The 26,979-nt window shown below is 68.0% G+C and carries 27 protein-coding genes; 22 read left to right on the forward strand and 5 right to left on the reverse strand.

What is annotated here, in order from left to right; genetic code table 11:
* The first annotated feature begins 3 nt into the window (after positions 1–3).
* The 3 genes from ACP7AU_RS04805 to ACP7AU_RS04815 are packed head-to-tail and all read left to right on the forward strand — an operon-like array spanning position 4 to position 2,757.
* A complete protein-coding gene (locus ACP7AU_RS04805) occupies positions 4–1,377 on the forward strand; it encodes an FAD-containing oxidoreductase (RefSeq protein WP_426050681.1) in 1,374 nt (457 codons plus the stop codon).
* A complete protein-coding gene (locus ACP7AU_RS04810; RefSeq protein ID WP_426039557.1) occupies positions 1,374–1,526 on the forward strand; it encodes a hypothetical protein in 153 nt (50 codons plus the stop codon). Before ACP7AU_RS04805 ends, ACP7AU_RS04810 begins: the two co-directional genes overlap by 4 nt.
* 58 nt (positions 1,527–1,584) lie before the next feature.
* Positions 1,585–2,757, forward strand: a complete 1,173-nt coding sequence (locus ACP7AU_RS04815; protein ID WP_426050682.1) for an aspartyl/asparaginyl beta-hydroxylase domain-containing protein — start codon at positions 1,585–1,587, stop codon at positions 2,755–2,757.
* Between the two features lie 4 nt (positions 2,758–2,761).
* On the opposite strand, the gene ACP7AU_RS04820 is transcribed toward ACP7AU_RS04815, so the two are convergent.
* Genes ACP7AU_RS04820 through ACP7AU_RS04830 form a run of 3 tightly spaced genes read right to left on the reverse strand, consistent with a single transcriptional unit; the run spans position 2,762 to position 7,152 of the window.
* On the reverse strand, positions 2,762–4,306 hold the full coding sequence (locus tag ACP7AU_RS04820) for a class I SAM-dependent methyltransferase (RefSeq protein ID WP_426050683.1): 1,545 nt from the start codon (positions 4,304–4,306) through the stop codon (positions 2,762–2,764).
* A gap of 46 nt (positions 4,307–4,352) precedes the next feature.
* The gene (locus ACP7AU_RS04825) at positions 4,353–4,736 is read right to left on the reverse strand and encodes a hypothetical protein (RefSeq protein WP_426050684.1); all 384 of its coding nucleotides are present in this window, start codon (positions 4,734–4,736) and stop codon (positions 4,353–4,355) included.
* Positions 4,737–4,767: 31 nt separating this feature from the next.
* Positions 4,768–7,152, reverse strand: coding sequence for a caspase family protein (locus ACP7AU_RS04830; RefSeq protein ID WP_426050685.1), 2,385 nt, complete (start codon positions 7,150–7,152; stop codon positions 4,768–4,770).
* A gap of 233 nt (positions 7,153–7,385) precedes the next feature.
* On the opposite strand from ACP7AU_RS04830, the gene ACP7AU_RS04835 reads away from it, so the two are divergent.
* On the forward strand, positions 7,386–9,530 hold the full coding sequence (locus tag ACP7AU_RS04835; protein ID WP_426050686.1) for a DEAD/DEAH box helicase: 2,145 nt from the start codon (positions 7,386–7,388) through the stop codon (positions 9,528–9,530).
* Between the two features lie 110 nt (positions 9,531–9,640).
* Positions 9,641–10,729: an ABC transporter ATP-binding protein gene (locus ACP7AU_RS04840; protein WP_426050687.1), complete on the forward strand. Its 1,089-nt coding sequence runs from the start codon at positions 9,641–9,643 to the stop codon at positions 10,727–10,729.
* 9 nt (positions 10,730–10,738) lie between these two features.
* Here ACP7AU_RS04840 and cysS read toward each other — a convergent pair whose 3' ends face one another.
* Positions 10,739–12,148, reverse strand: coding sequence for a cysteine--tRNA ligase (gene cysS / locus ACP7AU_RS04845; protein ID WP_426050688.1), 1,410 nt, complete (start codon positions 12,146–12,148; stop codon positions 10,739–10,741).
* Between the two features lie 156 nt (positions 12,149–12,304).
* On the opposite strand from cysS, the gene folE reads away from it, so the two are divergent.
* From folE to ACP7AU_RS04920, 15 genes are all read left to right on the forward strand, one after another.
* Complete coding sequence (folE, locus tag ACP7AU_RS04850; RefSeq protein ID WP_303694410.1) at positions 12,305–12,919, forward strand: GTP cyclohydrolase I FolE; 615 nt, start codon at positions 12,305–12,307, stop codon at positions 12,917–12,919.
* 274 nt (positions 12,920–13,193) lie between these two features.
* Positions 13,194–13,634 carry a biopolymer transporter ExbD gene (locus tag ACP7AU_RS04855; protein WP_426039590.1) on the forward strand — a complete coding sequence of 147 codons (441 nt, stop codon included), beginning with the start codon at positions 13,194–13,196 and terminating at the stop codon, positions 13,632–13,634.
* A gap of 201 nt (positions 13,635–13,835) precedes the next feature.
* Positions 13,836–14,669, forward strand: coding sequence for an aldo/keto reductase (locus tag ACP7AU_RS04860; RefSeq protein WP_426050689.1), 834 nt, complete (start codon positions 13,836–13,838; stop codon positions 14,667–14,669).
* A 39-nt stretch (positions 14,670–14,708) separates the two neighbouring features.
* Complete coding sequence (locus ACP7AU_RS04865) at positions 14,709–14,957, forward strand: helix-turn-helix domain-containing protein (RefSeq protein ID WP_426050690.1); 249 nt, start codon at positions 14,709–14,711, stop codon at positions 14,955–14,957.
* Positions 14,957–15,622 carry a Pr6Pr family membrane protein gene (locus ACP7AU_RS04870; RefSeq protein WP_426050691.1) on the forward strand — a complete coding sequence of 222 codons (666 nt, stop codon included), beginning with the start codon at positions 14,957–14,959 and terminating at the stop codon, positions 15,620–15,622. Before ACP7AU_RS04865 ends, ACP7AU_RS04870 begins: the two co-directional genes overlap by 1 nt.
* A 34-nt stretch (positions 15,623–15,656) precedes the next feature.
* Positions 15,657–17,186 carry a UbiD family decarboxylase gene (locus tag ACP7AU_RS04875; protein WP_426050692.1) on the forward strand — a complete coding sequence of 510 codons (1,530 nt, stop codon included), beginning with the start codon at positions 15,657–15,659 and terminating at the stop codon, positions 17,184–17,186.
* A gap of 292 nt (positions 17,187–17,478) precedes the next feature.
* Positions 17,479–17,814 carry a hypothetical protein gene (locus ACP7AU_RS04880; RefSeq protein WP_303694401.1) on the forward strand — a complete coding sequence of 112 codons (336 nt, stop codon included), beginning with the start codon at positions 17,479–17,481 and terminating at the stop codon, positions 17,812–17,814.
* A 68-nt stretch (positions 17,815–17,882) separates the two neighbouring features.
* Entirely contained in the window at positions 17,883–18,503 is a 621-nt protein-coding gene (locus tag ACP7AU_RS04885) for a hypothetical protein (RefSeq protein ID WP_426050693.1), read from the forward strand.
* Between the two features lie 40 nt (positions 18,504–18,543).
* Positions 18,544–20,367 (forward strand): M14 family metallopeptidase, encoded by a 1,824-nt coding sequence (locus tag ACP7AU_RS04890; RefSeq protein ID WP_426050694.1) that lies wholly within the window; start codon positions 18,544–18,546, stop codon positions 20,365–20,367.
* A gap of 5 nt (positions 20,368–20,372) precedes the next feature.
* Positions 20,373–20,786, forward strand: coding sequence for an MAPEG family protein (locus ACP7AU_RS04895; RefSeq protein WP_426050695.1), 414 nt, complete (start codon positions 20,373–20,375; stop codon positions 20,784–20,786).
* Between the two features lie 39 nt (positions 20,787–20,825).
* Entirely contained in the window at positions 20,826–22,172 is a 1,347-nt protein-coding gene (locus ACP7AU_RS04900; RefSeq protein WP_426050696.1) for a TldD/PmbA family protein, read from the forward strand.
* On the forward strand, positions 22,169–22,963 hold the full coding sequence (locus tag ACP7AU_RS04905) for a 3'(2'),5'-bisphosphate nucleotidase CysQ (protein WP_426039573.1): 795 nt from the start codon (positions 22,169–22,171) through the stop codon (positions 22,961–22,963). The genes ACP7AU_RS04900 and ACP7AU_RS04905 overlap by 4 nt, the downstream gene beginning before the upstream one ends.
* Positions 22,964–22,989: 26 nt before the next feature.
* Positions 22,990–23,229, forward strand: coding sequence for a DUF4170 domain-containing protein (locus ACP7AU_RS04910; protein ID WP_426039574.1), 240 nt, complete (start codon positions 22,990–22,992; stop codon positions 23,227–23,229).
* A gap of 75 nt (positions 23,230–23,304) precedes the next feature.
* Positions 23,305–23,553 carry a hypothetical protein gene (locus ACP7AU_RS04915; RefSeq protein WP_426050697.1) on the forward strand — a complete coding sequence of 83 codons (249 nt, stop codon included), beginning with the start codon at positions 23,305–23,307 and terminating at the stop codon, positions 23,551–23,553.
* Positions 23,550–23,762, forward strand: a complete 213-nt coding sequence (locus ACP7AU_RS04920; protein ID WP_426039576.1) for a hypothetical protein — start codon at positions 23,550–23,552, stop codon at positions 23,760–23,762. Before ACP7AU_RS04915 ends, ACP7AU_RS04920 begins: the two co-directional genes overlap by 4 nt.
* A 16-nt stretch (positions 23,763–23,778) precedes the next feature.
* Here ACP7AU_RS04920 and ACP7AU_RS04925 read toward each other — a convergent pair whose 3' ends face one another.
* Positions 23,779–24,444 (reverse strand): fused DSP-PTPase phosphatase/NAD kinase-like protein, encoded by a 666-nt coding sequence (locus tag ACP7AU_RS04925; protein WP_426050792.1) that lies wholly within the window; start codon positions 24,442–24,444, stop codon positions 23,779–23,781.
* Positions 24,445–24,539: 95 nt separating this feature from the next.
* Between ACP7AU_RS04925 and ACP7AU_RS04930 the strand changes: the two genes are divergently transcribed.
* Together ACP7AU_RS04930 and ACP7AU_RS04935 are read left to right on the forward strand one after the other, a co-directional pair.
* Positions 24,540–25,109, forward strand: a complete 570-nt coding sequence (locus tag ACP7AU_RS04930; RefSeq protein WP_426050698.1) for a hypothetical protein — start codon at positions 24,540–24,542, stop codon at positions 25,107–25,109.
* A 39-nt stretch (positions 25,110–25,148) separates the two neighbouring features.
* Entirely contained in the window at positions 25,149–26,978 is a 1,830-nt protein-coding gene (locus ACP7AU_RS04935; RefSeq protein ID WP_426050699.1) for an ABC transporter ATP-binding protein, read from the forward strand.
* Position 26,979: the final 1 nt, after the last annotated feature.

Raw genomic sequence — 26,979 nt, forward strand, 5'->3', positions numbered from 1 at the left:
CTGATGAAAACCTATGACGCCATCATTGTCGGGGCGGGTCAGGCCGGGCCGCCATTGGCTGAACGGCTGGTCGCGGCAGGCCAGACCGTCTGTCTGGTCGAGCGCGGGCGGTTCGGCGGCACCTGTGTCAACACCGGCTGCATGCCGACCAAGACCCTGGTCGCCAGCGCCCACGCCGCCCACATCGCCCGCCGCGCCGGAGATTTCGGCGTCATCGCCGGCCCGGTCTCGATCGACTTCGCCAGGGTGATGGCGCGGAAGGACAAGGTCGTCGATACGGCCAGCAGCGGCGTCCGCGGCTGGCTGGACGGGATGAAGGGATGCACCGTCCTGGAAGGCCACGCCCGCTTCCTGTCGCCGACGGAGATGCAGGTCGGCGAGTCGCGGATCTCCGCCCCCAGGATCTTCCTCAACCTCGGCGGACGGGCGGTCATTCCCGACATGCCGGGCGTGCACGACGTGCCGGTCCTGACCAACACGACGATCCTGCAACTGACCGCGCTGCCGGAGCATCTGGTCATCGTCGGCGGCAGCTATATCGGGCTGGAGTTCGCCCAGATGTTCCGGCGCTTCGGCTCCGAGGTGACCGTTGTCGAGAAGGGCGACCGGATCATCCAGCGTGAGGATACGGACATCTCTGAGGCCATCCAGGCGGCGCTGGAGGCCGAGGGCGTCCGCTTCCGGCTGAAGGCTGACTGCATCACCTTCGCCATGCGCGGCGACCAAATCGCCGTCGGCGTCGACTGCACCGACAACGAGCCGAAGGTGCTGGGAACCCACGTCCTGCTGGCCGTCGGTCGGCGGCCCAACACCGACGATCTGGATCTCGACAAGGCCGGGATCGCTGTCGATGCCCGGGGCACCATCACCGTCGATGACCAGCTGCGAACGACCGTTGACGGCATCTGGGCTCTGGGCGACTGCAACGGGCGCGGAGCCTTCACCCACACCGCCTACAACGATTTCGAGATCGTGGCCGACAACCTTCTGGCCGGCGCGGACCGGAAGGTGACCGACCGGATCGACACCTACGCCCTCTATGTCGATCCGCCTCTGGGTCGGGTCGGGCTGACAGAGGCTCAGGCGCTGGCCGCCGGTCACCGTATCGAGGTCGGGGTCCGTCCCATGACCCGGGTCGGCCGCGCCGTCGAGAAGGACGAGACCCGGGGGCTGATGAAGATCGTCATCGATGCGGACACCCAGGCCATCCTGGGCGGCGCCATCCTCGGCCCCGGCGGTGACGAGGCGATCCATGCCGTCGTCAACGCCATGGCATCAGGGGCCAGAGCGTCCACCCTGCAGCACACGGTGCATATTCACCCGACCGTGTCGGAACTGATCCCCACGATCGTCGGCGAAAGGAAACCCGTGTCATGAGCGACCGCGGCGGATACCTGACGACGGTCAACACCGTGACGCCGGGCACCGGGGGCTGCGAGGACTGCCCGAAGACCGGATCGTTGGGGCGCATCTCTGTGCACGACGCCTCGTCAACCTGTCCGACCGGACGCCGCAGCCGGGTCTGATCCCGCGCTACGGCTGACGGTGATTGAGGCGAAGGCGGACGCGCGCTAGGAACGCGCCATGCAGTGGCTTCCCTCCGACCGTCCCATTCTCGAAGCCGCGATGGCGGCGTTCCGCGCCGGCGACTGGCGCTCCGCCAGGGCGCGGCTGGAAGAGGCCACGGCCACGGGTCGGGCAGACGCCGGCGCCCATGCACTGCTCGCCACCGCCCTCTGGAATCTGGACGAGACGGATGCGGCGCTGGACGCGGCGAACCGCGCTTTACAGCTTGATCCGCGCCAGCTGCGAGCCCTGCTGGTCAAGGCCGAGGCTCTGGCGGCCAAGGGCGAGCGCAGAGAGGCCAATGCGCATTTCGGGCTAGTCGAGGCGGCGGCCGCCGGCCATCCCTCCCTGGCTCCGGACCTCGTCGCTGGCGTGGCCCGAACGAGGGCGCGACGGGAACAGTTGAAGACCGATCTAGAGGGCTTCGTGCGCTCCGAACTGGCCGACGCCGGCTATCGCGAGGGCAGGGCGCCGGAGCGGTTCACCCATGCCCTGGAGGTCCTGACCGGCCGCCGCAAGCTGTACGTCCAGCAACCACGCTTTCTCTATTACCCGGGTCTCCCGGACGTGGAGTTCTATCCACGCGAGGCGACGCCCTGGATGGACGCGGTCGAGGACGCCACGGATGCCGTCGCCGCGGAAGTCATGAACGTCATCGACGAGGACAAGGCCTTTGAGCCCTACGTCCAGTCCAAGGATGACATGATAATTCGTGCGCCGTCGAAACTGACCGACAACATGGACTGGAATTCCTACTACCTGTGGAAGGATGGCCGGGAGACGGAGAACGTGGCCCGCTTCCGCAACACGATGGCGGTGATGAACGCAGCCCCGCTGTGCCACGTGAACGGCCGCTCGCCGCTGATCAACTTTTCGCAGCTGAAATCCGGCGCGCACATCACGCCTCACACCGGCGTGGTGAATACCCGGCTGCTGTGCCACCTGCCGCTGGTCGTGCCGCCGAACTGTGTGTTCCGCGTCGGCAACCAGACCCGCACCTGGGAAAAAGGCAAGGCCTGGATGTTCAACGACTCGATCGAACACGAGGCCTGGAACCGCAGCGATAGCACGCGGATCGTCTTGATCTTCGACGTCTGGCGCCCCGAGCTGGACGAGGAAGAACGGCGGCTCATCTCGACCCTGCTTCAGTCGATGGACGCCTATGCGCCGCCGACGGGGTCGTGGGACTGATCGGCTACAGGATCGCCAGGGCCCGATAGAGGGGCACGGTCTGGTCGAGGAAGCGGCGCGCCATGTGGCCGATCGCCGCCAGATTATCCTCGGGGGTAACCGCCTCGTGGCCATTGCGCACGGCGCGTTCGTTGGTGGTCTCGAACACCTGCCAGACCGAGTGGGCGATCTCGCCTGTCGTGCGGGCCCCGGCGAGCCAGGCGCGCAGGAACAGCTGGGCCGACCGGGGCGTCAGGATGCCGCCGCCGGTCACGGGCGAGGCCATATGTTTCAGGTGCGGTCCGGTCACCGCGCGGTCAAGGACGAGGCGATTGCAGGCGTCGCATCGCGCGCGGACTTCAGGCGTGAAGGCCTGCGCCGGCCTGAGCACGCCCATGCCCACAAGGTTGATCAGGGCGGCAATGACGTCGCTGCGCCGAAGGGTCGAGACGCCGGACGCGGCCATCAACTCGGTAGTCGTCTTCGGGCGGAAGTCGTCGTTCGCCAAGGCGACGGCCAGGGGGCCGTAGGTCGTTTCAGACAGAACGACCTCGCCCTGGGCGCCGGTCAGCTGGAAGTCGATCTCGTCGAGGCCGCAGATGAGAACGAAGGCCTGGGCGTCGAGGCGCGCCGCCTTTTCGGAGGGCGACAGCGTGCGTGTCGCTTTCGCGAAGACATCGGGGCGGAACTGCTGGTTGACCAGGAAGTCGCGGACGGACTCGCGCAGGACTGTATCCTTCTGCCGGTCCAGCAGGGCGAGGCCGGCGGGCGGGAGATGGATGGCGTTGACCCGGTCCAGAAGGCGCGCGGAGGTGACGAAGCCGAGGTGCGCCTCCGCCAGGGCCTGGGCCACCTCCGAGAAATACGGGACGTGCCAGTCGGCGTTGAGATATTCGTGGCCGATGTACTGCGCGCCGACCTTGCGCAGGGACGCGGCATGGCTGGCGGCGGGGCGGTTGTCGGCGAAGAAGCGGCCGTCGGCGGCCGCGACATCCTCCATGAACTCCAGCGCCGCTTCGATCCGGCCTTCGGCGTCGCCGCCCGGTCGCGCGGCATGGCCCAGTTTCAGCAGGTGGCGCACCGGCGACCGCGACGCCCAGCCCGGCTGGCAGTTGTAGCTCAAGTAGACGACGCCTCGGGGCTTCAGCCGGTCCCGGATCAGGTCGACAATGACCCGCCGGCTGGTATCCGAAACCCAGCTCCAGACTCCGTGCAGGGTTATGATGTCGAACAGCGGCAGGTCGTCCCGGGCCGCGAACGCCTCGAAGCTCCGGGCGTCCAGATGCAGGGTGCCGTTGAACGAAGCCGCCAGCTCCCGTGCAGTCGCGACATGGGCCGGATTGATATCGACGCCCCAATAGTCGCCGAGGTTGGCGGCGGCGTGAACCGCCAGCGACACCCCCTGCCCCATGCCCAGTTCCAGGTAGGTCGGCGCCTCTGGAACGGCGACATCGACCCCCGCAATCAGGCCACAGAACCGCAGATGGGCCGGCCCCAGCTCGTGGTAGTAGCCGGCAGTGTATTCCAGCTCCGCGTAGTGGCCCTGGTTGTCACCTGGTGTCGCGCTCATGCGCCCCTCATGCACCAGACGAGCCCCGCGAGGCGAGGTCCATCTATCAGGAGGCGGCGGGCTTGTTCGCCGGGCACCAGGCCGAGGTGACCTCGATCTTGCCGGGTGAGGCGTCGTCCTCGACAGCGAAGGAGCTGGCGAAATACTGGGGCACCTCGTCCTGGGTCATAGACATCAGCGCCAGGCCTTCCCAGTCGTTCATCGCGGCGCGGACGGCGGTGACGTCGCCGGGGGGCGTCTGGGCCTCCAGCGCCCCCTGCTTCAGAGCCAGATAAGCCATGCAGGCGACCGCCTGATCGGCGCCGGTCGCGCCGCTGACCACCTCAGCGACCGGGGTTGCGGGCACGGCCGGGGCCTTGGGCTCCTCCTGCTGGCAGGCGCCGAGGGCGAGAACGGCGGCGGCCACGGCGGCGGCGCGAAGGATGGTCATCGGCTTTACTCCTGTTGAAATCGGGACAGGCTCAGTGCGAACCAGAGTTATAGCCGCTGGAGGCCAGGCGCAGGACGACGTCGTCCACCTGCACCCCGCCCCGGTCGATGACCAGATTCTGGTAGTTGCGCTGGCCTTCCATGGTCTCGGCCTCGACGTTATCGACCTCGGCGACGAACTGGCGGCGCAGATAGGTGGCCAGTTCGCCCGCCGTCACGGCGCCATCGCCGTCTCCGTCGCCCGCCCCGGCCAGACCGGCGCGCAGGAAGTGGGACAGATAGCCGCCGGCCTCGAACTTGTCGGCCACCGCGCTGGTCAGGTCTTCCTCGGACGAGAACAGGCCCATGACGCCCGGGCGGTCGACCACGTTGCGGGCGAAGCCGCCGGAGAAGCAGCTGTCGAGCACCAGCAGTGACAGGCGGGTGTTCAGCCCGTCGAACAGCTGGGCCATCTCCTGGTCGGTGATCTCGCCGTCGCGCAGGACGATGGACTCGGTGCGGCCGTCCGGCTCCACCGAGCTGGCCTGGGTGTCTTCCTGGCTGCCGTGGCCGGAGAAGAAGAACAGGAACATGTCGTCGGGTCCGGCCTGACGCGAGACCTGCTGGAAGGCGCGACGCACGCCGCCGACGGTGGCCTCAGCATTGGTCAGCACGACGCTGGAGGGGTTCAACACCCCGCCCCGCTGCAGCGTCTCGGCCAGCTTCTCGGCGTCTTCATCCGTGTACGGAAGATCGTTGGCGACGTCGCCGTAGTCAGAGATGCCGACCATGATGGCGAAGACGCGCGGGCCGCCCTGGACCGAAGCCTGGCGCGGCGATCCCTGGCTCGGGACGACCGCGAACCGGTACGATCCGGTCTCGCCGGCGGCGTAGGAGGTGACCATCACCTGATACTCGCCGTCTTCCTGGATGACTGTGTCCAGACGGCTGTTGGTGCCGTCCTCGCCGTCATCGTTGTCCAGCTGTTCGCCCGAGGGCGTGGTCAGGATGATGTAGGCGTCAAATGCCGAAGAGGTGAGTTCCGCCGCTATCCGCTGGCCGCGTCGGCCAGTGAACGTGAATGTGTCGACGTATTCGCCGCTGTCCAGCTGCTCGTCGCCCGATTGAAGCGCGCCCCCGACAGTGTCGCCGATCGAGATCGAACCGCCCTCCACGTCCTGACGCTGGCCGCGATCCTCGACGTAGGAGTCCTGACGCGGACGCCCTTGCAACGCACGGCCGTCGGCCGGAAGGGCCGCCAGACGATACGAACCCTGTTCGCCGGCTTCGTAACTGGTCGCCGTGATCTGGTAGTCACCATCCTGCGGCAGGGTCACGAACAGGCGGCTGTCGCGGCTGCCGTCGGCGTCCGGATCGTCGTCGTTGAACTCCGACAGGCCCGGTCCCTCGATGGCGATGTACGGGTCGAACACCGGGGACGACAGGCGCAGGTCCAGCTGCTGACCACGGCGGCCGCGCAGGGTGTAGGTGTTGATGTATTCGCCGCTGTTCAGCTGGCGATCGCCCTGCCCGAGGTTCCCGTTGATCGTCTGGCCCAGCTGGATCACGCCGTCCGCCTGACGCGACGGCGGTTGGTAGGTCGGCTGGGGCTGACGGCCGCCCCCGGCAAAGGGCGCGCGTCCGCCCTGTTCGGCCAGGATCTGGTAGCGACCCGTCTCATTGGCGCCGAAGCTGGTCGCCGAAATCTCCACCGTACCATCGGCGACGGCAGTGAAGGTCAGGCGGCTGTTGCGGCCGCCGCGCTGGCCCGGATCGTCGTCATTGTCCTCGCTGAGGCCCCCTGGTCCGCGCACCATCACATAGGCGTCGAAATCGCCGGCATCGAGACTGACCGTGTAGGTCTCGCCGCGCCGGACCTGCAGTTCCCAGTCGTCTGCGAACTCACCGGCTTCCAGCCTGCGGTCACCCTGGGCCAGGGCGCCAGATGCGCCACGGCCAGGTTGCAGCATGCCGCCGCCCGCGTTCTGGGGGCCTCGACCGCCGCCGGCCGCCTGGGCGCGCGCACCAGCGCCAGCTCCGCTCATTGACAGGGTATAGCGGCCGCTTTCGCCCGGCTCATAGCTCGTGGCCGTGATGCGATAGGTCCCGTCGGCGGGCAGGCGCACGTCGAGGCCCGCATTGGTGCCGTCGTCGCCCGAGTCGTCGTTGTCTTCCTCGAAGTCACCCGGGCCTCGGACCAGCAGATAGGCGTCGAAATCATCGGAGCGCATGACCACCGACAGCGGCTGACCCGCCCGGCCCTGAACCTCGTAGACATCGACGAACTCGCCGGTGTCCAGTTGGTCGTCGCCGCGTGACAGGTCGCCCTGGACCGATCCGCCCGGCTGAAGCCGTTGCTGGGCGATCGCCGGCCCCGTCAGCAGCGGTGCGGCCGCCAGCGACAGTGAAAGCGCCGTAGAAAACAGGACGTTGCGCATGACGATTCTAACCCCCGAAAGACCGGCGGACATTGGCCCCTGTCGACCCCAGTGTCACTGGCTCGCGGAACGAGGGTCAGATTCCGACACGATCTCGCCGCATCACCCTCATTCGGCCTTGATCGGGGACCAAAGGCCCTGCCCCGCGAAATCTCGCCCCTGCTTGATTTCTCGCTCTCTATGAACGCCCCGCGCCGCTCGCCAATTCGGGCCCGGCGCCCTACGGAACTGCCATGCCCTTCCCTGCCAGCCATCCCGCGCTAGACCGCGCTCTGTCCGAACGCGGCTATGCCGAGCCGACCCCGGTGCAATCCGCCGTGCTGGAGGCGTCACAGGCCGAGGACGGGACCGGACGCGATCTGCTGGTCTCGGCCCAGACCGGCTCGGGCAAGACCGTGGCCTTCGGCCTGGCCCTGGCCCCGACCCTGCTCGGCGACGCCGAGAAGTTCACCGACTTCGGCAATCCGCTGGCCCTCGTCATCGCCCCGACCCGCGAACTGGCCCAGCAGGTCTCCAACGAGCTGCAGTGGCTGTACGCCCAGACCGGGGCGCGCATCGTCTCCTGCGTCGGCGGCATGGACCCCAAGGTCGAGCGGCGGGCGCTGGAGCGCGGCGCTCATATCGTCGTCGGCACGCCCGGCCGTTTGCGCGACCACCTGGAACGCGGCGCCCTCGACCTGTCGGAAGCCCGCGCCGTCGTGCTCGATGAAGCCGACGAGATGCTGGACATGGGCTTCCAGGAAGACCTGACCTTCATTCTCGACGCCGCCCCGCCCGAGCGTCGTACACTGCTGTTCTCGGCGACCCTGGCCCGCGACATCGTCCAGCTGGCCAAGACCTATCAGCGCGACGCCGTGCGCATCGACACGGTCGCCGGCAACAAGTCGCACGCCGACATCGAATACAAGGCCATCCGCGTCGCCCCGAATGAGATCGAACTCGGCGTCGTCAATGTGCTGCGCTATTTCGAGGCTCCGGGCGCCCTGGTGTTCGCCAACACGCGCGAGCGGGTGAAGCATCTGACCTCGTCGCTGCGCGAACGCGGCTTCTCCGTCGTCGGCCTGTCGGGCGAACTGACCCAGAGCCAGCGCTCCGAAGCCCTGCAGGCCTTGCGTGACGGCCACGCCCGCGTCTGCGTCGCCACCGACGTCGCCGCGCGCGGTCTGGACCTGCCCGACCTGGGCCTGGTCATCCACGCCGAGATCCCGGTCAACAAGGCCGGCCTGCTGCACCGTTCGGGCCGGACAGGCCGCGCGGGCAAGAAGGGCGTTTCCGTCCTGCTGGTCTCCTATACGCGCCGTCGCAAGGTTGAGCTGATGCTGCAGTCGGCCTCGATCGTCGCCGAATGGTCGGGGCCTCCGAGCGCCGAGATGATTATGGAGAAGGATCGCGAGCGACTGCTGGCCGATCCCGCCCTGACCGCGCCGGTCGAGGACGAGGAGGCCCTGGAGCTGGGCCGTCTGCTGCTCGAGCGCACCACGCCCGAACAGGTCGCCGCCTCCCTGATCCGCCTCTATCGCCAGAAGCTGCCGGCCCCGGAAGAGGTCTATGACGACGAGCGCATGAAGCGCGCCCAGGTCAGCGGCGTGAATGATCGCGGCCAGGCCGACGGCCCCTTGCGCGACTTCGCCCGCGGCGGCGACATGGTCTGGTTCCGCATCAACATCGGTCGCGACAAGAACGCCGATCCGAAATGGCTGTTGCCGACCCTGTGCCGCCTCGGCCACGTGACCAAGGGCGACATCGGCTCGATCAAGATCTTCGACCGCGAGACCAAGTTCGAGATCACGACGGCGGCCGAGGCCAAGTTCCGCGCCGCCATCGCGGCCGGTACCGAGGACGGCGTGACCGTCAACGACGCCGTGGCCACGGGGCCGAAGGAGCGTCCCGCCAGCCGCTGGGACAAGAAGCCCGCCGGCGATGGTGGTGATCGTCCGGAGCGGAAGCCGTGGGCCAACAAGACCGAGGGCGGCGATCGCGCGCCGCGTGCGGACAAGCCGGCGTGGAAACCCCGCGAGGATGGTGACAAGCCCGCCTGGCAGCCGCGCGAGGACAAGCCGGCCGGCGAGAAGAAGCCCTGGGTCAAGCGCGAGACGGTTCCGGCCGCCGCCGCCGACGGTGAACGGCCCAAATGGGTCAAGCGCACATCGGATGCACCGACGCCCGAGGGCAAGAAGCCGTGGGTGAAGAAGCCCCAAGCCGACCGTCCGAAGACCGCGTGGGCGCCCGCTTCCGACGCCGCTCCGGCCGCGCCCGGGGACAAGCCCTGGAAGGGCAAGCCCAAGGGCGGCGACCGTCCCTGGGCCGCCAAGGACGCGCACGGCAAGCCGGCCGGCGAGAAGAAGCCCTTCAAGGGCAAGAAGAAGCCGAACGGCTGATCTGTTTCCTTCTCCCGCAAGGGGAGAAGGATCGTGACCGAAACTCCTTCTCCGCCCCCGCGTAACCGCTTACAGTCCCGGCAAGAGACGACCCCGGGACAGGAGACACGATGGCCGACGTCGCACTCAGCGGCATTCGCAAGAGCTTCGGCGCGACAGAGGTTCTGAAGGGTGTCGACCTGACCATCGCCGACGGCGAGTTCGTGGTCTTCGTGGGTCCGTCCGGCTGTGGCAAGTCGACCCTGCTGCGCGTCATCGCCGGTCTGGAAGAGGCCGACGCGGGCGAGGTCTCGATCAGCGGGCGGGGGGTCAACGCCCTGTCGCCGTCCGACCGGGGCATCGCCATGGTGTTCCAGTCCTACGCCCTTTATCCGCACATGAGCGTGCGCCAGAACATGGCCTTCGGGCTCAGCCTGGCGAAGACAGACAAGGCCGAGATCGAGCGCCGGGTCATGGCCGCGGCCGAAACCCTGAACATCGTCGATCTGCTCGATCGCAAGCCCAAGGCCCTGTCCGGCGGCCAGCGTCAGCGCGTCGCCATCGGCCGCGCAATCGTGCGCGAGCCCCAGGTCTTCCTGTTCGACGAGCCGCTGTCGAACCTCGACGCCGCGTTGCGCGTGCGCATGCGCTACGAGTTCGCCTCGCTGCACGAGCGGCTGAAGACGACCATGATCTACGTCACCCACGACCAGGTCGAGGCCATGACCCTGGCCGACCGGATCGTGGTCCTGAACGGCGGGATGATCGAACAGGTCGGGGCGCCGATGGCGCTCTACGAACACCCCCGCACCCGCTTTGTCGCCGAGTTTATCGGCAGCCCGAAGATGAACCTGATCCCGGCCGAGGTGGTCGAAGCGTCGGCGGCAGGCGCGACCGTGCGGACAGCGGCGGGCGAGACGGTGCACGTCGCCGTTGACGCGGGCCCGGCCAGCACGGGTCAGTCGGTCATGCTGGGCGTGCGACCCGAGCATCTGACGCTGTCAGGCCCCGGCGATGCGATCCGGGGGAAGGCCGCCTTCGTGGAGACCCTGGGCAATGCGACCTATGCCTATGTCTCGCAAGCAGGAGCGAGCGAGACCCTGACGGTGCAACTGTCCGGCGACATACGTCCCAAGGTCGGCGAGGCCCTGACCCTGCATATCGACCCCGCGCGCGCGCACCTGTTCGACACGACGGGAGCAGCGTTCAGGCGGCTCTGAGAGCGGCGCCTACTCCTTCAGCCGCCAGGTCGCACCGGTCGGACCGTCCATCACCACGACGTTCAGCGCCGTCAACCGGTCGCGGATGCGGTCCGCCTCGGGCCAGTTCTTTTCGGCGCGCGCGGTGACCCGTTCGGCCAGAAGCCCCTCGACCTCGGCCTTCAGCGACTCGTCGGCGCCGCCTTCGAACCACTGGTCCGGGCTGGACAGGAGCACGCCCATGATCCGGCCGCAGGCGGCCAGTTCGGCCTTGGCGATTCCCACTGCGTGGTGATCTCCGGCCGTCATCGCCCGCTCGATCTCGCTGGACAGGGCGAACATCGTCGCCATGGCCCCCGGCGTGTTGAGGTCGTCGGAGATGGCCTCAAGGAACTCCGGCGACGGCATGTCGCCCAGCGGCGCGATCGCCTCGGCGCGACGCAGGGCCCCGTACAGCCGGTCCAGGTTCTTGCGCGACTGATCCAGCAGCGACTGGTTCCAGTCCAGCGGCTGACGATAGTGGGCCGACAGAAGCGCCCAGCGCACCACCTCGCCCGGGATCGCCTGCACCAGGTTGTGCAGCAACAGGACGTTGCCGACCGATTTGGACATCTTCTCCGCATCGACGGTCAGGAAGCCGTTGTGCATCCAGTAGCGGCTGTACTCCTCGTGCGAGGCCTCGCCGTGCGCATGGCCGTGGGCGCACACGCCCTGGGCGATCTCGTTCTCATGGTGGGGGAAGACCAGGTCGATGCCGCCGCCGTGGATGTCGATCGGCAGGCCCAGGGTCTTCTCGATCATGGCCGAACATTCGATGTGCCAGCCTGGACGGCCCTCACCCCACGGGCTCGGCCACGAGGGCTCGTCGGCCTTGGCCGGCTTCCACAGCACGAAGTCGTGCGGGTTCTTCTTGTAGGGCGAGACCTCGACCCGGGCGCCGGCGATCATGTCGTCCAGGTTCCGCCCCGACAGCGCGCCGTAGGCCGGATAGGAGGACACGTCGAACAGCACATGGCCCTCGGCGACATAGCCGCAGCCTGCGTCCACGATCTCGCCGATCTGTTCGATGATCGCGTCCATGTGGTCGGTAACGTGGGGCGCGATGTCCGGCGCCGACACGTTGAGCAGGGCCATATCGGCCAGATAGGCGGCCTCGTAGCGGGCCGTGACCTCGCCGATCGGCACGCCCTCTTTGGCGGCCTTCTGGTTGATCTTGTCGTCCACGTCGGTGACGTTGCGAGCGTAGATCACGCTCTCGCCCCCGTATTCACGCCGCAGCAGCCGGACGAGGACGTCGAACACCACGGGCGGGCGGGCGTTGCCGATGTGGGCGTAGTCGTAAACCGTCGGGCCGCAGACGTAGAGCGTCACCCGTTCCGGGTCCCGGGGGACGAAGGCACGCTTCTCGCGGCGCAGGGTGTCGTGCAGGTACAGTGTCATTTGATCGCGGTGCAGTCGGTTTTCTTGCGGGACGGGCCCTGCGTCCCATATAGCCGTGTCGACGCGGCGAATAGCCGACGTCATCGAAAAGGGAGAGCGACGCGCGTCAAACCGGAACCTTCGTTCCGGCGCTACTGGTCGCTTAGAAAACACTTCATGGACGCCAACGCCTCCAGACCGACTCTCGTCGGCAACGATCATCTGTCCCGCCCGACCCGCGAGGAGGCCCTGGCCGCCGTGCGCACCCTGATCGCATGGTCGGGTGACAATCCGGATCGGGAAGGCCTGCTGGACACGCCCAAAAGGGTCGTCGACGCCTATGGCGAATGGTTCGAGGGCTATGCGGCCGATCCGGCCAAGGAACTGAGCCGCACGTTCGAGGACGTGCAGGGCTATGACGACATGGTGCTGCTGCGCGAGATCGAGGTCGAGAGCCACTGCGAGCACCACATGGCCCCCTTCCTGGGCAAGGCCTATGTCGCCTATCTGCCGACCGAAAAGGTCGTGGGCATCTCAAAGATCGCCCGCGTGGTAGAAATCTTCTCCAAGCGTCTGCAGACGCAGGAGACCCTGACCCAGGAGATCGCCAAGGCGCTTGAGGACAACCTCAATCCCGCTGGCGTCGCCGTCCTGATCGACGCCGAGCACCAGTGCATGACGACCCGCGGCGTGCATCACCGCCATGTCTCGACCATCACCACCCGCTTCACCGGGGCCTTCAAGTCGGACCCGGCCTTGATCGAACGCTTCCTGAAGCTGGCCAAGGGCTAGAACGCCCCCCCCTCGGGGAGGGGACCGCGAAGGGGTGGAGGGGGCCGGCCGCAAACACCGAATTCGCGGTGAGCTCCCCCGTCTCTTCACTGGCCTTCGATCCACATCCCCCGATGGGGGAAGATTGTTGCGCGCGACACGCGAAAACCGCCTCCAGGGAACCGACTTCCTTCCGAGACCGCTTTACAAGCCTCGCGGCAGACGCCAAGAAACCGTCCGAACCGTAACGCGCCGCTCGCGCCCCGCTGGCCGAGCCTCCATGGAGAAACAACGCATGGGCTCCAAGCTCGCAGGTCCCGCCGGACAAGGTGGCAAGACCATCGCCCAGAACGCGGACATCAACGTCACGCCGTTCGTCGACATCATGCTGGTGCTGCTGATCATCTTCATGGTCGCCGCACCTCTCGCCACCGTCTCCATCCGCCTCGACCTGCCGCCGGCGACGCCGCCGACCGGCGAAGAGCCCAAGGAACCGGTCTACATCACGATCCAGGACACGGGCTCGATCTTCATCGCCGAGCAGCAGACCACGATCGATACCCTGGCGGTGGACGTCTGCGCCGCCCTGGGCGGCGGCTCGCCTGCCTGCCAGGAGGAGCGCGTGTTCGTCCGCGCCGAGCCGGAAGTCCGCTACAACGCCTTCATGGAAGTCATGAATGACCTGCAGAAGAACGGCTTCTACAAGGTCGGCCTGCTGAACGAAGACATCGAATAGGCCTCACGCCTTTTCAAAACGATCAGGGCCGCGTCTCGCGAGGGACGCGGCCTTTTTCATCTGCGCCACCCGCGGCTGGGCTCGGAGCCATGACACCCGAAGACCGTGTCGAAGACCGACTTTCACATCGCCTGAAGGGTGGCGTCCCGATCGATACCCCCCATATCCGGCCTCCCCGATACCTGGCCGGAGCCTTCCCCGATGTCCGAACAACTCTCCCTGACCATCGACGGCCTGAGCCTTCCCCAGATCGGCTTCGGCACCTGGCAACTCGAGCCCGCCGACGCCCGCCGCATGGTGGCGGAAGCCCTGCGCATCGGTTACCGCCACATCGACACGGCCTGGATCTACAAGAACGAGGCGGCAGTCGGCGACGGCATCCGCGATTCGGGGGTCGCGCGCGAAGATATCTGGTTGACCACCAAGATCTGGGTCGCCCACTTCGAGCACGACGCCCTGCTTCGTCAGGCCGAGGAATCGGCGGCGAGCCTCGGCTTCACCCCCGACCTTCTGCTGCTGCACTGGCCCAAGACCACCCCGACCTTCACCGAGACCCTCGGCGCGCTGAACGCAGCGAAGGACGCTGGTCTGACCCGGTCGATCGGCCTGTCGAACTTCCCCTCTGGCCAGTTCCGCGAGGCGCAGCGCCTGTCGCCCGCCCGGCTGATCACCAACCAGGTCGAATACCATCCCTATCTGTCGCTGAAGACCCTGCGAGCCACCGCTGAGGACCTCGGCTCCTCGATCACCGCCTGGTCACCGCTCGCCCAAGGCAAGATTGCGGACGATGCCGTGATCGGCGAGATCGCTCGCGCCCACGGCAAGTCCAACGGCCAGGTCACCTTGCGCTGGCTGGTGCAGCAGGGCGTCATCGCCATCCCGCGCACGCAGAAGCCCGAACGCGCCGCCGAGAATTTCGACATTTGGGATTTCGAGCTCGCCGACGAGGAGATGGCCCGCATCCACGCCCTCGCCCGCCCCGACGGCCGCCTCGGCGACTGGCTCGACAAGGACTTCAAATGGGACAAGGATTGACCCCAGACGCGCCAGCATAGGCGCGCGTGGAGGCGACCCATGGGCTCTGTTCTCGGTTTCCCCGGCATCGATCCGGGTGACGCAGCAATCGGGGCCCGCCTGAAACGCTGGCGCGAACAGCGCGGCGTAGATGTCGATGCCGTCGCCGAGGCCCTGAAGATCACCCCCGAGCAAGAGCGCCGCGCCGAGGCCGGTCGCGCCCATCTGACCTCGCTCCAGATTGCCGCCGCCACCAACCGCCTGCGCTTGCCGATGTGGGCCCTGGTCTCCGACAGCCCGGCCTACTGATGCTCCAGGGGATGCACGGCGCGGCGCGTGGCTGGCGCATCCTGTTCGCCATTGTCGGCTGGGTCGGGCTCCTCGCCCAGTACGCGCTGTCACTGGAAGCGGGGACGCGGTCTGTCTTCGGCTCGACGGTTGTCTTCTTCAGCTATTTCACGGTGCTGACCAATGTGCTGGTCGCCCTGGCCCTGACCGCTCCGGCCCTGTTCCCAGACAGTCGCATCGGCCGCTGGACGGCCAGCGAAGGGGTCCGCGCCGCCGTGGCCATGTATATTGCCGTCGTCGGCCTGATCTATCACACCCTTCTGGACGCGACCTGGAACCCTCAGGGGCTGCTGGTCTACGTCAACCAGGTCCTGCACACCGTCATGCCGATCGCCTTCGTGCTCGACTGGCTGCTGTTCGTGCCCAAGGGGCGGCTGCGCTGGATCGACCCGGTGAAGTGGCTCGCCTACCCTCTGCTCTACGGCCTCTGGACGGTGATCCACGGCCAGTTGATCGGCTGGTATCCCTACTGGTTCATCGATATCGGCGCGCTCGGCTGGGAACGGGCGGGCGTGAACTTGGCCGCCTTGCTGGCCTTCTTCCTGGTTCTCGGCCTGATCGTCGCGGCGATGGACCGCGGCCTGAGCGCCCTTGGCAAGGGTGACAGTTCCGTCACGCCGTCCTAGGCAGGCGCCCTGACCGCCCAGCCGAAAGCGACCGATGGCCTACAAATCCCTGCGCGACTTCATGGCCCAGTTGGAGGCCTCCGGCGAGCTGGTCCGCGTGTCCGAGCCAGTCTCGACCGTGCTGGAGATGACCGAGATCCAGACCCGGCTGCTCCGCAACGGCGGTCCCGCCGTCCTGTTCGAAAAGCCGGTCATGCCCGACGGCTCGATCAGCCCGATCCCGGCCCTGGCCAATCTGTTCGGCACGGTGAAGCGCGTGGCCATGGGGGTGACGCTCGACAAGAAATCCCGGACCACCGCCGCCGAACTGCGTGAGGTCGGTGAACTGCTGGCCTTCCTCAAGAACCCGACCCCGCCGCGCTGTCTGTCTGACGCCATGGAGATGCTGCCGCTGGCCCAGTCGGTGCTGGCCATGCGGCCCAAGGTGGTCAAGTCCGCACCCGTCCAGGACATCGTCCTCAAGGGCGACCAGATCGACCTCGGCAAGCTGCCGATCCAGACCTGCTGGCCCGGCGAGCCTGCCCCCCTGATCACCTGGGGTCTGGTGGTCACCAGGGGCCCGTCGGACGACCGCGAGGACGATTTCAACCTGGGCATCTACCGCATGCAGGTATTGGGCAAGGACCGCGCCATCATGCGCTGGCTGGCCCACCGCGGCGGGGCGCAACACTATGCCCGCCACAAAAAGGCCCGACCGACCGAGCCCCTGCCCTGCGCCGTTGTTCTGGGGGCCGACCCCGGCACCATCCTGGCCGCCGTCACCCCGGTGCCCGACACCCTAAGCGAATACCAGTTCGCCGGCCTGATGCGTGGGGCCAAGGCCGAGCTGGTCGCCTGTAAGACCGTGCCCCTGATGGTCCCGGCGCAGGCCGAGATCGTGCTGGAGGGCCATGTGCTGCTGAACGAGCACGCCCCCGAGGGCCCTTACGGAGACCACACCGGCTACTACAACTCGGTCGAGACCTTCCCGGTGTTCCAGGTCAGCGCCATCACCATGCGCCGCGACCCCATCTATCTGACCACCTTCACCGGCCGCCCGCCGGACGAACCCTCGGTGCTGGGGGAGGCGCTCAACGAGGTCTTCATCCCCCTGCTGCGGGCCCAGTTCCCGGAGATCACCGACTTCTGGTTGCCGCCAGAAGGGTGCAGCTATCGCATCGCCGTGGTGTCGATGAAGAAGGCCTACCCCGGCCATGCCAAGCGGGTGATGCTGGGCGTCTGGAGCTATCTCAGACAGTTCATGTACACAAAGTGGGTCATCGTCGTGGACGACGACATCGACGCCCGCGACTGGAAACAGGTCATGTGGGCCCTGGCCACCAAGATGGACCCGGCCCGCGACATCACCCTGATCGAGAACACCCCGATCGACTATCTGGACTTCGCCAGCCCCGAGAGCGGCCTGGGCTCCAAGATCGGCCTCGACGCCACCGACAAATGGCCGCCGGAAACGAAGCGGGAATGGGGCGAGGAAATCCGCATGGATTACGCCGTCGTCGAGCGGGTGTCGGACATGTGGGACCGGCTCGGCTTGCCGGGTGACGGGACGCCGATCTGGAAATAGGCAGCTCAGTCGTCTCAGGGGCCGCAATCGCTCAGCCGTCAGCCTCAGCCGGACCGAAGCGCCGCCTTTCGGGACCGGGCCCAGCGCCTCCAGCGTCCCGTTCACAGTGCGCTTTCAGCCCCCTTCGCGGACCGGGTTCGTCGGGCCTGTGATCACCGGCCTGTTCCGCTGACCGTGGCGTCGCTGCGTCACACAGGCTGCGGCTCACCCCAAATGTGTCTGCATTGCGTTTTTCGCATGACAGCGCCGCAATGCTGTGGATAGCGTCGCGACTTCTCTCCCGGAGCGCCCCATGAAGTTCGCCGCCGTCGCACTCGCCATCGCCTTTGCTGCACCGATTGCCGTCTCCATCCCCGCGACCGCCGAGGCCCAGGTTCTGGCCGGCCGCGGCGGTGACACCCGCCGTCTTCGCGAGGCCCCCCGCCCCGCCCTCACCGCGCGCGAGGAGGACCGGTTGTTCGAGGCCGAGGAAGCCGTCTTCTCGTTGCAATCGCAGATCGAGACGCTGGAAGCCCTGGCCGCGCCGACCCCGGAACAGATCTCCAGCATGGAAGACCTGCGCGAGCGGCTCGAGGACGAACAGGGGATCGTCGACCGCCTCACGCGCAAGCGCGACCGTCGCGGCTGATCGTCGGGTGGGGGTGACCGCCCCCGTCGCCTTCGCTAGCGTCCCTCCTGCAAAAGTCGGGGGACTCGGTGAGCGCGTTTGAATTCTTCTTCAGCTTCTATGGCCTGCTGCTCGGCCTGTCGGTAGCCGAACTGGTCGGCGGTTTCTCGCGCGTGCTGCATGAGCGTCAGCGCGTACGCTTCGGCTGGCTGACGCCGCTGCTGGCCCTGTTCGTGGCCATGGACGTGGCGACCTTCTGGAGCCAGGCCTGGACCATCTTTCGGGGCGCGCCCTTCAACCTGGCCCTGCTGTTCGTCGGCCTCGTCGTGGCCGCCACCTTCTACGTCGCCGCCAGCGTGACCTTCCCGCGCGTGACGGCCGAAGGGGTCGAGGAGCGGATCGATCTGGACAGCCATTTCTGGGCGCATCGGCGCCTGATCTTTACCTGCATCCTTGCGGCCAACCTGATCGTCGTGACCATCTTCATCTGCCTCATGCTGGCGGATGCGGGCTTCGCCTCCCTGTCCTCGCCGCGATTGTGGATCGGCTTCGCCGTCTTCAGCCTGGGCTCGGCGACGGCGGCCTTCGCACCCTGGCGTCGCGTCGCCGTCGGCGCCCTGATCGTCCTGGTCGCCTACAGCATGTTCAATGTGGCGCGGTCAGGCGTAACCCTGATCGCGGCCGGGGGATGGTCGCTGCCGACCGGATGACGGCTTGCCAGAAACGACCTCGGAGCAGATGAAACGATCCATGCGCACCGTCCTCATCCTGACCGCCCTCGCGGTCCTCGCGTCGAGTCCCGCCATGTCCCAGTCACGACCCAATACCGCCCCATGGGACCTGCCCTTCCTGCCGCCGGCGCTGGAGTGGGACGGCGCCAGCCGGGCGCTGATCGCCGAGGCCTCCAACCCCTGGATCACCGATTTCGAACGCGATCCGGCGCACGACTTCAGCCCCAACTGCGCCGCCACCCGCGCCTGGTTCGACCGGCTGGACGCGGCGTCCGACCTGATTCGCATCGAACAGTTCGGCGTCTCGCCGGAGGGCCGCCCGATCTACGCCGTGATCGCCTCCCGAGACGGCCCCACGCTCGATCCGTCGAAGCCCGTCCTGCTGGCCCAGGCCGGCATCCATCCCGGAGAGATCGACGGCAAGGACGCGGGCATGATGCTGCTGCGCGACATCGCCTTCGGGTCAAAGGGCGACCTGCTGGACCGCGCCAACCTGGTCCTGATCCCCATCCTGTCGGTCGATGGGCACGAGCGCGCCTCACCCTACAGCCGCCCGAACCAGCGTGGCCCCCGCATCCAGGGCTGGCGCAACACGGGCACCAACCAGAACCTCAACCGCGACTTCCTGAAGCTGGACCAGCCGGAGATGCAGGCCCTGCGGCGCTTCATCAACGGCCTGAAACCCGACCTCTACCTCGATATCCACGTCACCGACGGGATGGATTACCAGTACGACGTGACCTACGGCTTCAACGGCGAGTTTGACGCCTTCAGTCGCTCGCCCTCCAGCGCCCGCTGGCTCGACACCGTGTTCAAGCCTGCCATGAACGCCGCGCTCGAGGACCAGGGCCATGTCCCCGGCCCGCTGGTCTTCGGCATCGACGACCAGAACCCGCGCGCCGGCCTGAACGACGGAGGGCTGGGCGAACGGTTTTCGAACGGCTGGGGCGACGCGGCCCACGTCCCGACCATCCTGATCGAGAACCACAGCCTGAAGCCTTACGAGCAGCGTGTCCTGGGGACCTACGTCTTCCTCGAGGCCAGCCTGCGCCTCATCGCCGACAACGTCACGCCCCTGCGGGCCGCCATCGCCGCCGACCGCGCGCTGCGTCCCGCCGAGGTCCTGGCGAACTTCGAGTCCGACCCGGTTCCGCACCAGACCCGCGCGTTCAAGGGCGTAATCTACGAAACCTGGGACAGCCCGGCCTCCGGTCGCCAGGAGGTTCGCTGGCTGGGCCGCCCGGACCCCGAGTTGTGGCAACTGCCGTACTACGGCTCACGCCCCGGCATCCGCCTGCATCGCCCGACAGCCTACTGGGTCCCCGCATATCGCTCCGACCTGATCGAGCGGCTGCGTATCCACGGCCTGACCATGGAGACGCTCGCCGCGCCTCGCACCGTATCGGTCGAGATGCTGCACCTCGACAACCCGATCCTCGCGCCGCGACCCAACGAAGGCCATATCCAGGCGACTGTCACCGAGGTCACGCCCGAGCGTCGCGACTGGACCTTCGCCCCCGGCTCCATCCGGGTGCCGACGGACCAGCCGCTGGGCGACATCGCCGTCCTGCTGCTGGAGCCCCAGTCGGGCGAGAGCTTCTTCGCCTGGGGCCTCTTCCCGGAGATTCTCAGTCGCGTTGAATATATCGAGGGCTACGCCATCGCGCCCCTGGCCGAGGCCATGATGGCGGCCGATCCGGCGCTGAAGGCCGAGTTCGAGGCCAAGGTCGCCGCCGAGCCCGCCTTCGCCGCCAATGGCGACGCCAGATTGGCGTGGTTCTACGAGCGAACCCCGTTCTATGATGACCGCTACCGACTCTATCCGGTCGGACGGGAGGACTAGAAGCCATGGCCGACATGACCACCGCACAAGCCGCCGCTCTCTGGAGCGGCCTGATGATCCTTCTGATGATCGTCCTGGCCATCCGGGTGATCATGACACGCCAGAAGCACGGAATCGGACTGGGTGACGGCGGTCAGCCGGAGCTGACTGTGGCGGGGCGCACCTTCGGCAACTGCGCGGTATATGTCCCCGTCGGCGTGGGCGCGTTGGCCCTGCTGACCCTGCTGGGCATGCCCGCCTACGCGGTCCATGCCGTCGGCGGCGTGCTGTTCCTCGGACGGCTGCTGCATTCCTTCGGTCTGGCGACGGACAAGGTGACCCTGGCCCGCAAGGCCGGCATGGGCCTGACCTTCCTGTCCCTGATCACGGCCGCCGGAATGCTGATCGTCCACGCCTTCATTCGCGGCCAGCCCTTCTAGGCCCGTTGCGGGGGCGGTCCGGGTTCGCCATATCGGACCATGCCTGACAGCCTTTCCGCTACCGACCTCCTGCAAGACATCGTCGCCGCCGCCCTTCGGGCCGGAGCCGATGCCGCCGAGGCCGCCACCGCCGAACGCGCCTCCCTCTCCGTTGGCGTCCGCAACGGCGCCCTTGAGGATGTGGAGCGAGAGGAGAGCCGCGACCTGGGCCTGCGGGTCTTCATCGGCCGGCGTCAGGCGACCGTCTCCGCCTCGGACCTCAGCGCCGCGACGCGCGCCCGCCTGATCGAGCGCGCCGTCGCCATGGCCCGACTGGCCCCGGAAGACCCCTGGGCCGCCCTTGTCCCCGTCGCCGGACTGGCCCGAGGCCCCTTCCCGGACCTGCAGCTGGCGGATCCGTCAGAGCGCACCGCCGCCGAACTTGAGCAGGTCGCCCGTGAAGCCGAGGCCGTCGCCCTCGCCGTCCCCGGCGTCTCCAGGTCCGAAGGCGGCCACGCCAGCACGGCCTCCAGCCGCTGGCGCCTGGTCACCTCCGAAGGTTTCGACGGCGCCTATGCCGCGACCGGTTTCTCGCTCGGCGTAGGTGTCATCGCCGGGAAGGACGGAGCCATGGAGCGCGGCGGCGAGACCCGTTCCACCCGCTGGCTCGCCGACCTGCCCGGCCCCGACGGCATCGGCGCCGAGGCCGGCCGCCGTGCGGTCGAGAAGATCGGCCCGCGCAAGATCGCCTCGACCACCGCACCGGTGATCTTCGAGCGCCGCGTCGCCGCCCAGGTGTTGTCACCCCTGCTGGGCGCCATCTCCGGCCCCTCGATCGCGCGCGGCCAGTCCTTCCTGAAGGACCGGATGGGCGAACAGGTTCTGCCCAGGGGCCTCAGCCTGATCGACGACCCGTTCCGCATCCGGGGCATGGCCTCCACCCCGTTCGACGACGAAGGCTCGCCGGTCGAGCGCCGCAACCTGGTCGACGACGGCGTCCTGACCACCTGGCTGCTGAACTCATCGGCAGCCGCCCAGCTGGGCCTGAAGACCACCGGTCACGCCTCAAGAGGCCTCGTCGGCCCGGCGGGCGTGCAGACCCACAACCTGCACCTCAGCCCCGGCGACGTCGACCTGCACGGTCTGATGGGCCAGGCGGGGGCCGGTCTGGTCGTGACCAGCATGTTCGGCCCGTCGCTGAACGCGAATACCGGCGACTGGTCCGCCGGGGTGTCCGGCTACTGGTTCGAAAACGGCGAGCGGGCGTATCCGGTCAGCGAGATCACCGTCGCCGGCAACCTCGCCGATCTGTGGATGCGCCTCGTGCCCGGATCGGACCTGGAGTTCCGCGGCGGATTCAACAGCCCGTCGCTGCTCATCGACGGCGTCGCCATCGCCGGCAAATGATCGATCTCGCCGCCGATCTCGCCTTGATCCTCGACGCCGCCCGCGCCGCCGGCGCCCTTGCCGAGGCCGAACGCGATCGCGGCCTGAAGATCACCCACAAGGATGGCGGCTCCCCGGTCACCAACGCCGACCTCGCCGTCGATGACATGCTGAAGGCGACCCTGCTGGCCGCCCGCCCCGACTACGGCTGGCTGTCGGAAGAGACCGTCGATACGGCCGAGCGCCTGTCGCGCCGCCGCCTGTTCGTCGTCGATCCCATCGACGGCACCGTCGCCTTCATGAAGAACCAGCCCTGGTGGTGCGTGCCGATCGCCGTGGTCGAGGACGGCCGGCCCGTCGCCGCCGTCATCCATGTCCCCGCAACCGGCGAGACCTACGAGGCGACACTGGCCGGCGGCTCACGCCTCAACGGCCGCCCCATCTCGGCCTCCGACGTCGATGCCCTGGACGACGCCGCCGTCCTCGCCGACGCCCGACTGATGGAAGGGCCACACTGGCCTGAGCCGTGGCCGCCGATGCGCTACGAGAAGCGGAACGCCCTGGCCTACCGCATGGCTCTGGTCGCCTCCGGGGCCTTTGACGCGGCCATCGCCCTTACGCCCAAATGGGACTGGGACGTCTGCGCCGGGGCCCTTATCGCCGCCGAGGCCGGGGCGAGGGTCTCTGATCACCACGGCCAACCGTGGCTGTTCAACCGCCCGGACCCGCGCCAGGCCAGCCTCGTCTGCTCCGCGCCGGCCCTGCACCCGTTGATCCTGCGGCGCACAACGCCTATCCCGCTGGCGACCTGATCCCCGCTCCTCCCGGACACGCCCCCATGACCGCCAACGCCGCCGACCCCCAACTGCTTCACCTCGTGATCGGCGGAGAGCTGCGCCACCTGGACGCCCCGGTCTTCCGCGACCTGTCCAAGGTCGAGTTCGTCGGCGCCTTTCCGAACTATGCCGAGGCCAAGGCCGCCTGGAAGGCCCGGGCCCAGGCCACCGTCGACAACGCCCACATGCGCTTCTTCATCCTTCATGCGCACCGCATGATCGACCCGCGCGGCGAGGCCTGATCGTCGCACCGGGAACCGCAGCCGGGACGCGAGCGCTCTTACCGGGTAGGTTGGCATCAACTGAGGAGCGCTCACATGATCCCGACCCTGATCGTTCTGACCCTGCTGGCGCTGGGCGTAGGTATCGTCGCCTTCGCCACTCGTCGTCCGGCGACCCGAGAGAACATCGTCATCGACCAGGACACCGCCTGGAACTATCCCGTCACCCCCGCCAACGCCGTCCCTGTGGAGGCTGATCCCTTCGCCAATGCCCCGGCGCCGACGCCGCCCGTGACCGTCGAACCGGCCCCGGCCGACGCCATTCCTGCGGAGCGCCCATCGTGAACCTGTTCGGCACGACCCTCGACGGAGCCCAGATCGCCGCTCTTGTCGGCCTTCTGGCCACCTTGGGCCTATGGCTGATCGTGCTCGGTCGTGAGCGCGGCTACGCCCGCTGGTTCCGCCAGTGGGAGACCGACCGCAAGGCCCGGCTCGACGCGGAAAACGGCGTCACGCCCGAACAGAAGCGCAAGCCGACCGGCCCCTGGGGCTAGGGCTGGGAGGCCGGGGCTACTCCCGCCTCAGCAGCTTCTCGGTCAGCAACGTGCCCCACCAGTTGGCGCGGAACGCCCTGCGCATCGCCGCGGGGTCATAGGCGTCGGACTCGACCCACTCCATAAAGCCCACGCCCGTCGGTTCGACCTCGTTCACATAGGCCTCGAGGAAGTGGTCCAGCACGCCGGTCAACCCCTCGCGGCTGTGCAGGTATTTCTTCGACAGCTCGCTCATCGCCTTAGAGATCGGCTCGCCGAGATGGAAGTGGCGATAAAAGACCGCCATCAGCCCGGCCCGGTCCGCCCCGGACTTGCAGTGGATCAGCACCGGGTATTCGATGCTCCGGAACAGGTCCCGCGCGCGGCGGACCCGCTCCTTGCCCGGCGGATCGCGCGAATCGAGCGGCGCATTAATCAGCGTAAGGCCCAGCCGCTCGCACGCCGCCTTTTCCAGCCAGTAGTAGCCCTCGTCCCGCTCGCCGCGCAGGTTGATGACGGTCCTGATCCCCCGCTTCGCCCAGCCCTCCAGCTGCCTCGGCGAGGGCTGGTTGGTGCGGACCAGATCGGGCCCCAGCCAGTGGGCGTTCGAAAACGCCAGACGCAGGAAGGCGTGGTCGTTCCAGAAGAAGTCCCGCTCCGCCGCCTTGCGACCGGCCTCCGTGCTCACATCAAATCGGTCCATCGCGTCAGACATAGTGGGGGCGACAGCGCGCGTCATCCCGTGCATCTTTCTGCCGTAGCATCGCCGACCTGGCGTCGCGCCTGATCGGTGAGCCCATGAGCCTGTCCCGCCTTCTCCCGACCCCGCTGGTCGCGCTCGCCCTGATGGCCTGCGGCGCCGAGCCGGCTGCCGAGCCTGCGCCCGCTCCCACCGCGACGGCCGCCGATGCGACTGCGCCTCTGGCCTCAGCGGCGGCGGCCGTCGCGGCCTCGCCGGTCACGGACCCGGCGGTGGACCGGGCGGTTCAGGCGGCTGAAGGCGACGGCGAAACGCTGACCTATGTCGCGCGCGGCATCGGCGACGGGGACGACCGCATCACCCTCGTCTATCTGTTCCCCAGCCACTGCGGCAACGCGGGCTGCACCCTGCTGGTCTATGGTGGGGAAGGCGACAGCCTGGTTCCGCTCGGCCGCACGACCGTCGTGGAGACACCGATCCGGGTCCTGTCGACCTCCAGCAACGGCCGCCCGGACCTGGGCGTGATGACCGGCGAGGGCGAGGCCCTGCTGGCCTTCGACGGCCAGACCTATCCCGCCAACCCGACCGTGGCTCCCGCCCGGATCGTCACCGACGCTCAGGGCACGGCGATGATCACCGACGCCGACCTGCCGCCGCCCGCCGACTGATCCCTTGACTTGTGAGGCAGGTCGTCCGACCTCGGGCGGATGACTTCGCCCGCTCCGACCGTTCCGCAGGAGGACGCCGCCTCGCGTCCCCTGATCGGCCGCATCTGGCGCGACTACCTGTCCCGCCGCAAAGCCGTGCTGGTCCTGTCGATGATCTGCGCCGCGATCGCGGGCCTCAGCGCCGCCACGGTGCTGCAACTGCTCCAGCCCGCCATCGACGGCATGTTCCTGGGCAATTCGGTGAAGGTGGCGGGTCTGTTTGTCGTGCTGCCGCAGCATGCGCTGGTCGCCATCCCGGCCATCATCGTCGGCATCGGCCTGATCTGGACGGCGGCCTCGCTCGGCCAGGCCGCACTCGTCAATCGCCTGGGGCACGGCATCGTCGGCGACATCCAGGTGCGGCTGTTCGGCTCCATGATCCGCGCCGACCTTGCCCGCCTGCGCAGCCAGCATTCTGGAGCCTTCGTTTCCAGCGTCCTGTTCGACGCCAACCTGGTGCGGGAGGCTTTCACCAGCGGCGTGGTCAACTACACCCAGCACGGCCTGACCCTGATCGCGGTGCTGCTCTTCATGGCCTGGTCGGACTGGCGCCTGACAGCCATCGTCCTGCTCGGCGCGCCGCTGATCGCCTATGTCATCCAGCGTTTCGGCAAGCGGATGCGCAAGGCTACGACCGGCGCCATGGTCGAGACCGAGAACCTCTCCACCGCCCTGATGGAGAACCTGGACGGCGTCCGCCTGATCAAGATTGAGAACCGCGAAGCGGCCGAGCAAGCGCGCGTCGCCGAGGTCGTCGGCCGCCGCCAGCGCCACGTCATCAAGTCCGCCGATTCCAGAACCTTCGCTGGCCCCTTCTCCAACCTCGTCGCCATGCTCGTGGTCGCTGCCGTCATGGCCTATGCCGGCTGGCAGGCGCGCAACGGCCAGATGACGGTCGGCGCCTTCGCGGCCTATGTCGGCCTGCTGATGTCCGCCGGCCAGTCGCTGCGTCAGGTGACCAATCTGCAGACCGTGATGGCCGAGGGTATGACCGCCGCCCGCCGTCTGTTCGGCTCGCTCGACATCGACCCGGAGATCCGCGAGGCCGCTTCGCCCAAGGCCCTGCCGCCCGGCCCCGCGACGATCGCCTTCGACGAGGTGTCGTTCAGCTACGGCGCCGCCTCGCCCACGATCACGGAGGTCTCCCTGACCGTCGCGCCGGGAGAGACCGTCGCCCTGGTCGGTCCGTCCGGCGGCGGCAAGTCGACCCTGCTCAGCCTGCTGCCGCGCTTCTATGACGTGACCTCGGGCAATGTGACGATCAACGGCGCCGACCTGCGCGAGCTCAGCCTGCCGGACCTGCGTGCCCGGATCGCCCTGGTGACCCAGGAACCCTTCCTGTTCGACGACACGATCGCCGCCAACATCGCCTATGCGCGCCCCCAAGCCACGCCCGACCAGATCGCCGAGGCCGCCAGGTCTGCCGCTGCCCACGACTTCATCACCGCGCTGCCCGACGGCTACCAGACCCGCGCCGGCGAAGGCGGCATGCGGCTGTCGGGCGGCCAGCGTCAGCGTATCGCCATCGCCCGCGCCTTCCTCAAGGACGCGCCCATCCTGTTGCTCGACGAAGCCACCTCGGCCCTCGACACCGAGAGCGAAGCCCTTGTCCAGGCTGCGCTGGAACGGCTCATGGCCGGGAGATCAACATTGATGATCGCTCACAGACTGTCCACGGTCCGGCATGCGACGCGCATCGTGGTGCTGGAGGCCGGTCGTATCGTCGAGAGCGGCACCCACGCGAGCCTCGTCAGGAAGGGCGGACTCTACAGCCGGCTGGCGAAACAGCAGTCGCTCGACGGGCCCCCTGCCGTCGCCACGGTCGCGTGAC

It is taken from the genome of Brevundimonas sp. SL161 (assembly GCF_049896985.1).
In the GTDB taxonomy this organism is placed as follows: domain Bacteria; phylum Pseudomonadota; class Alphaproteobacteria; order Caulobacterales; family Caulobacteraceae; genus Brevundimonas.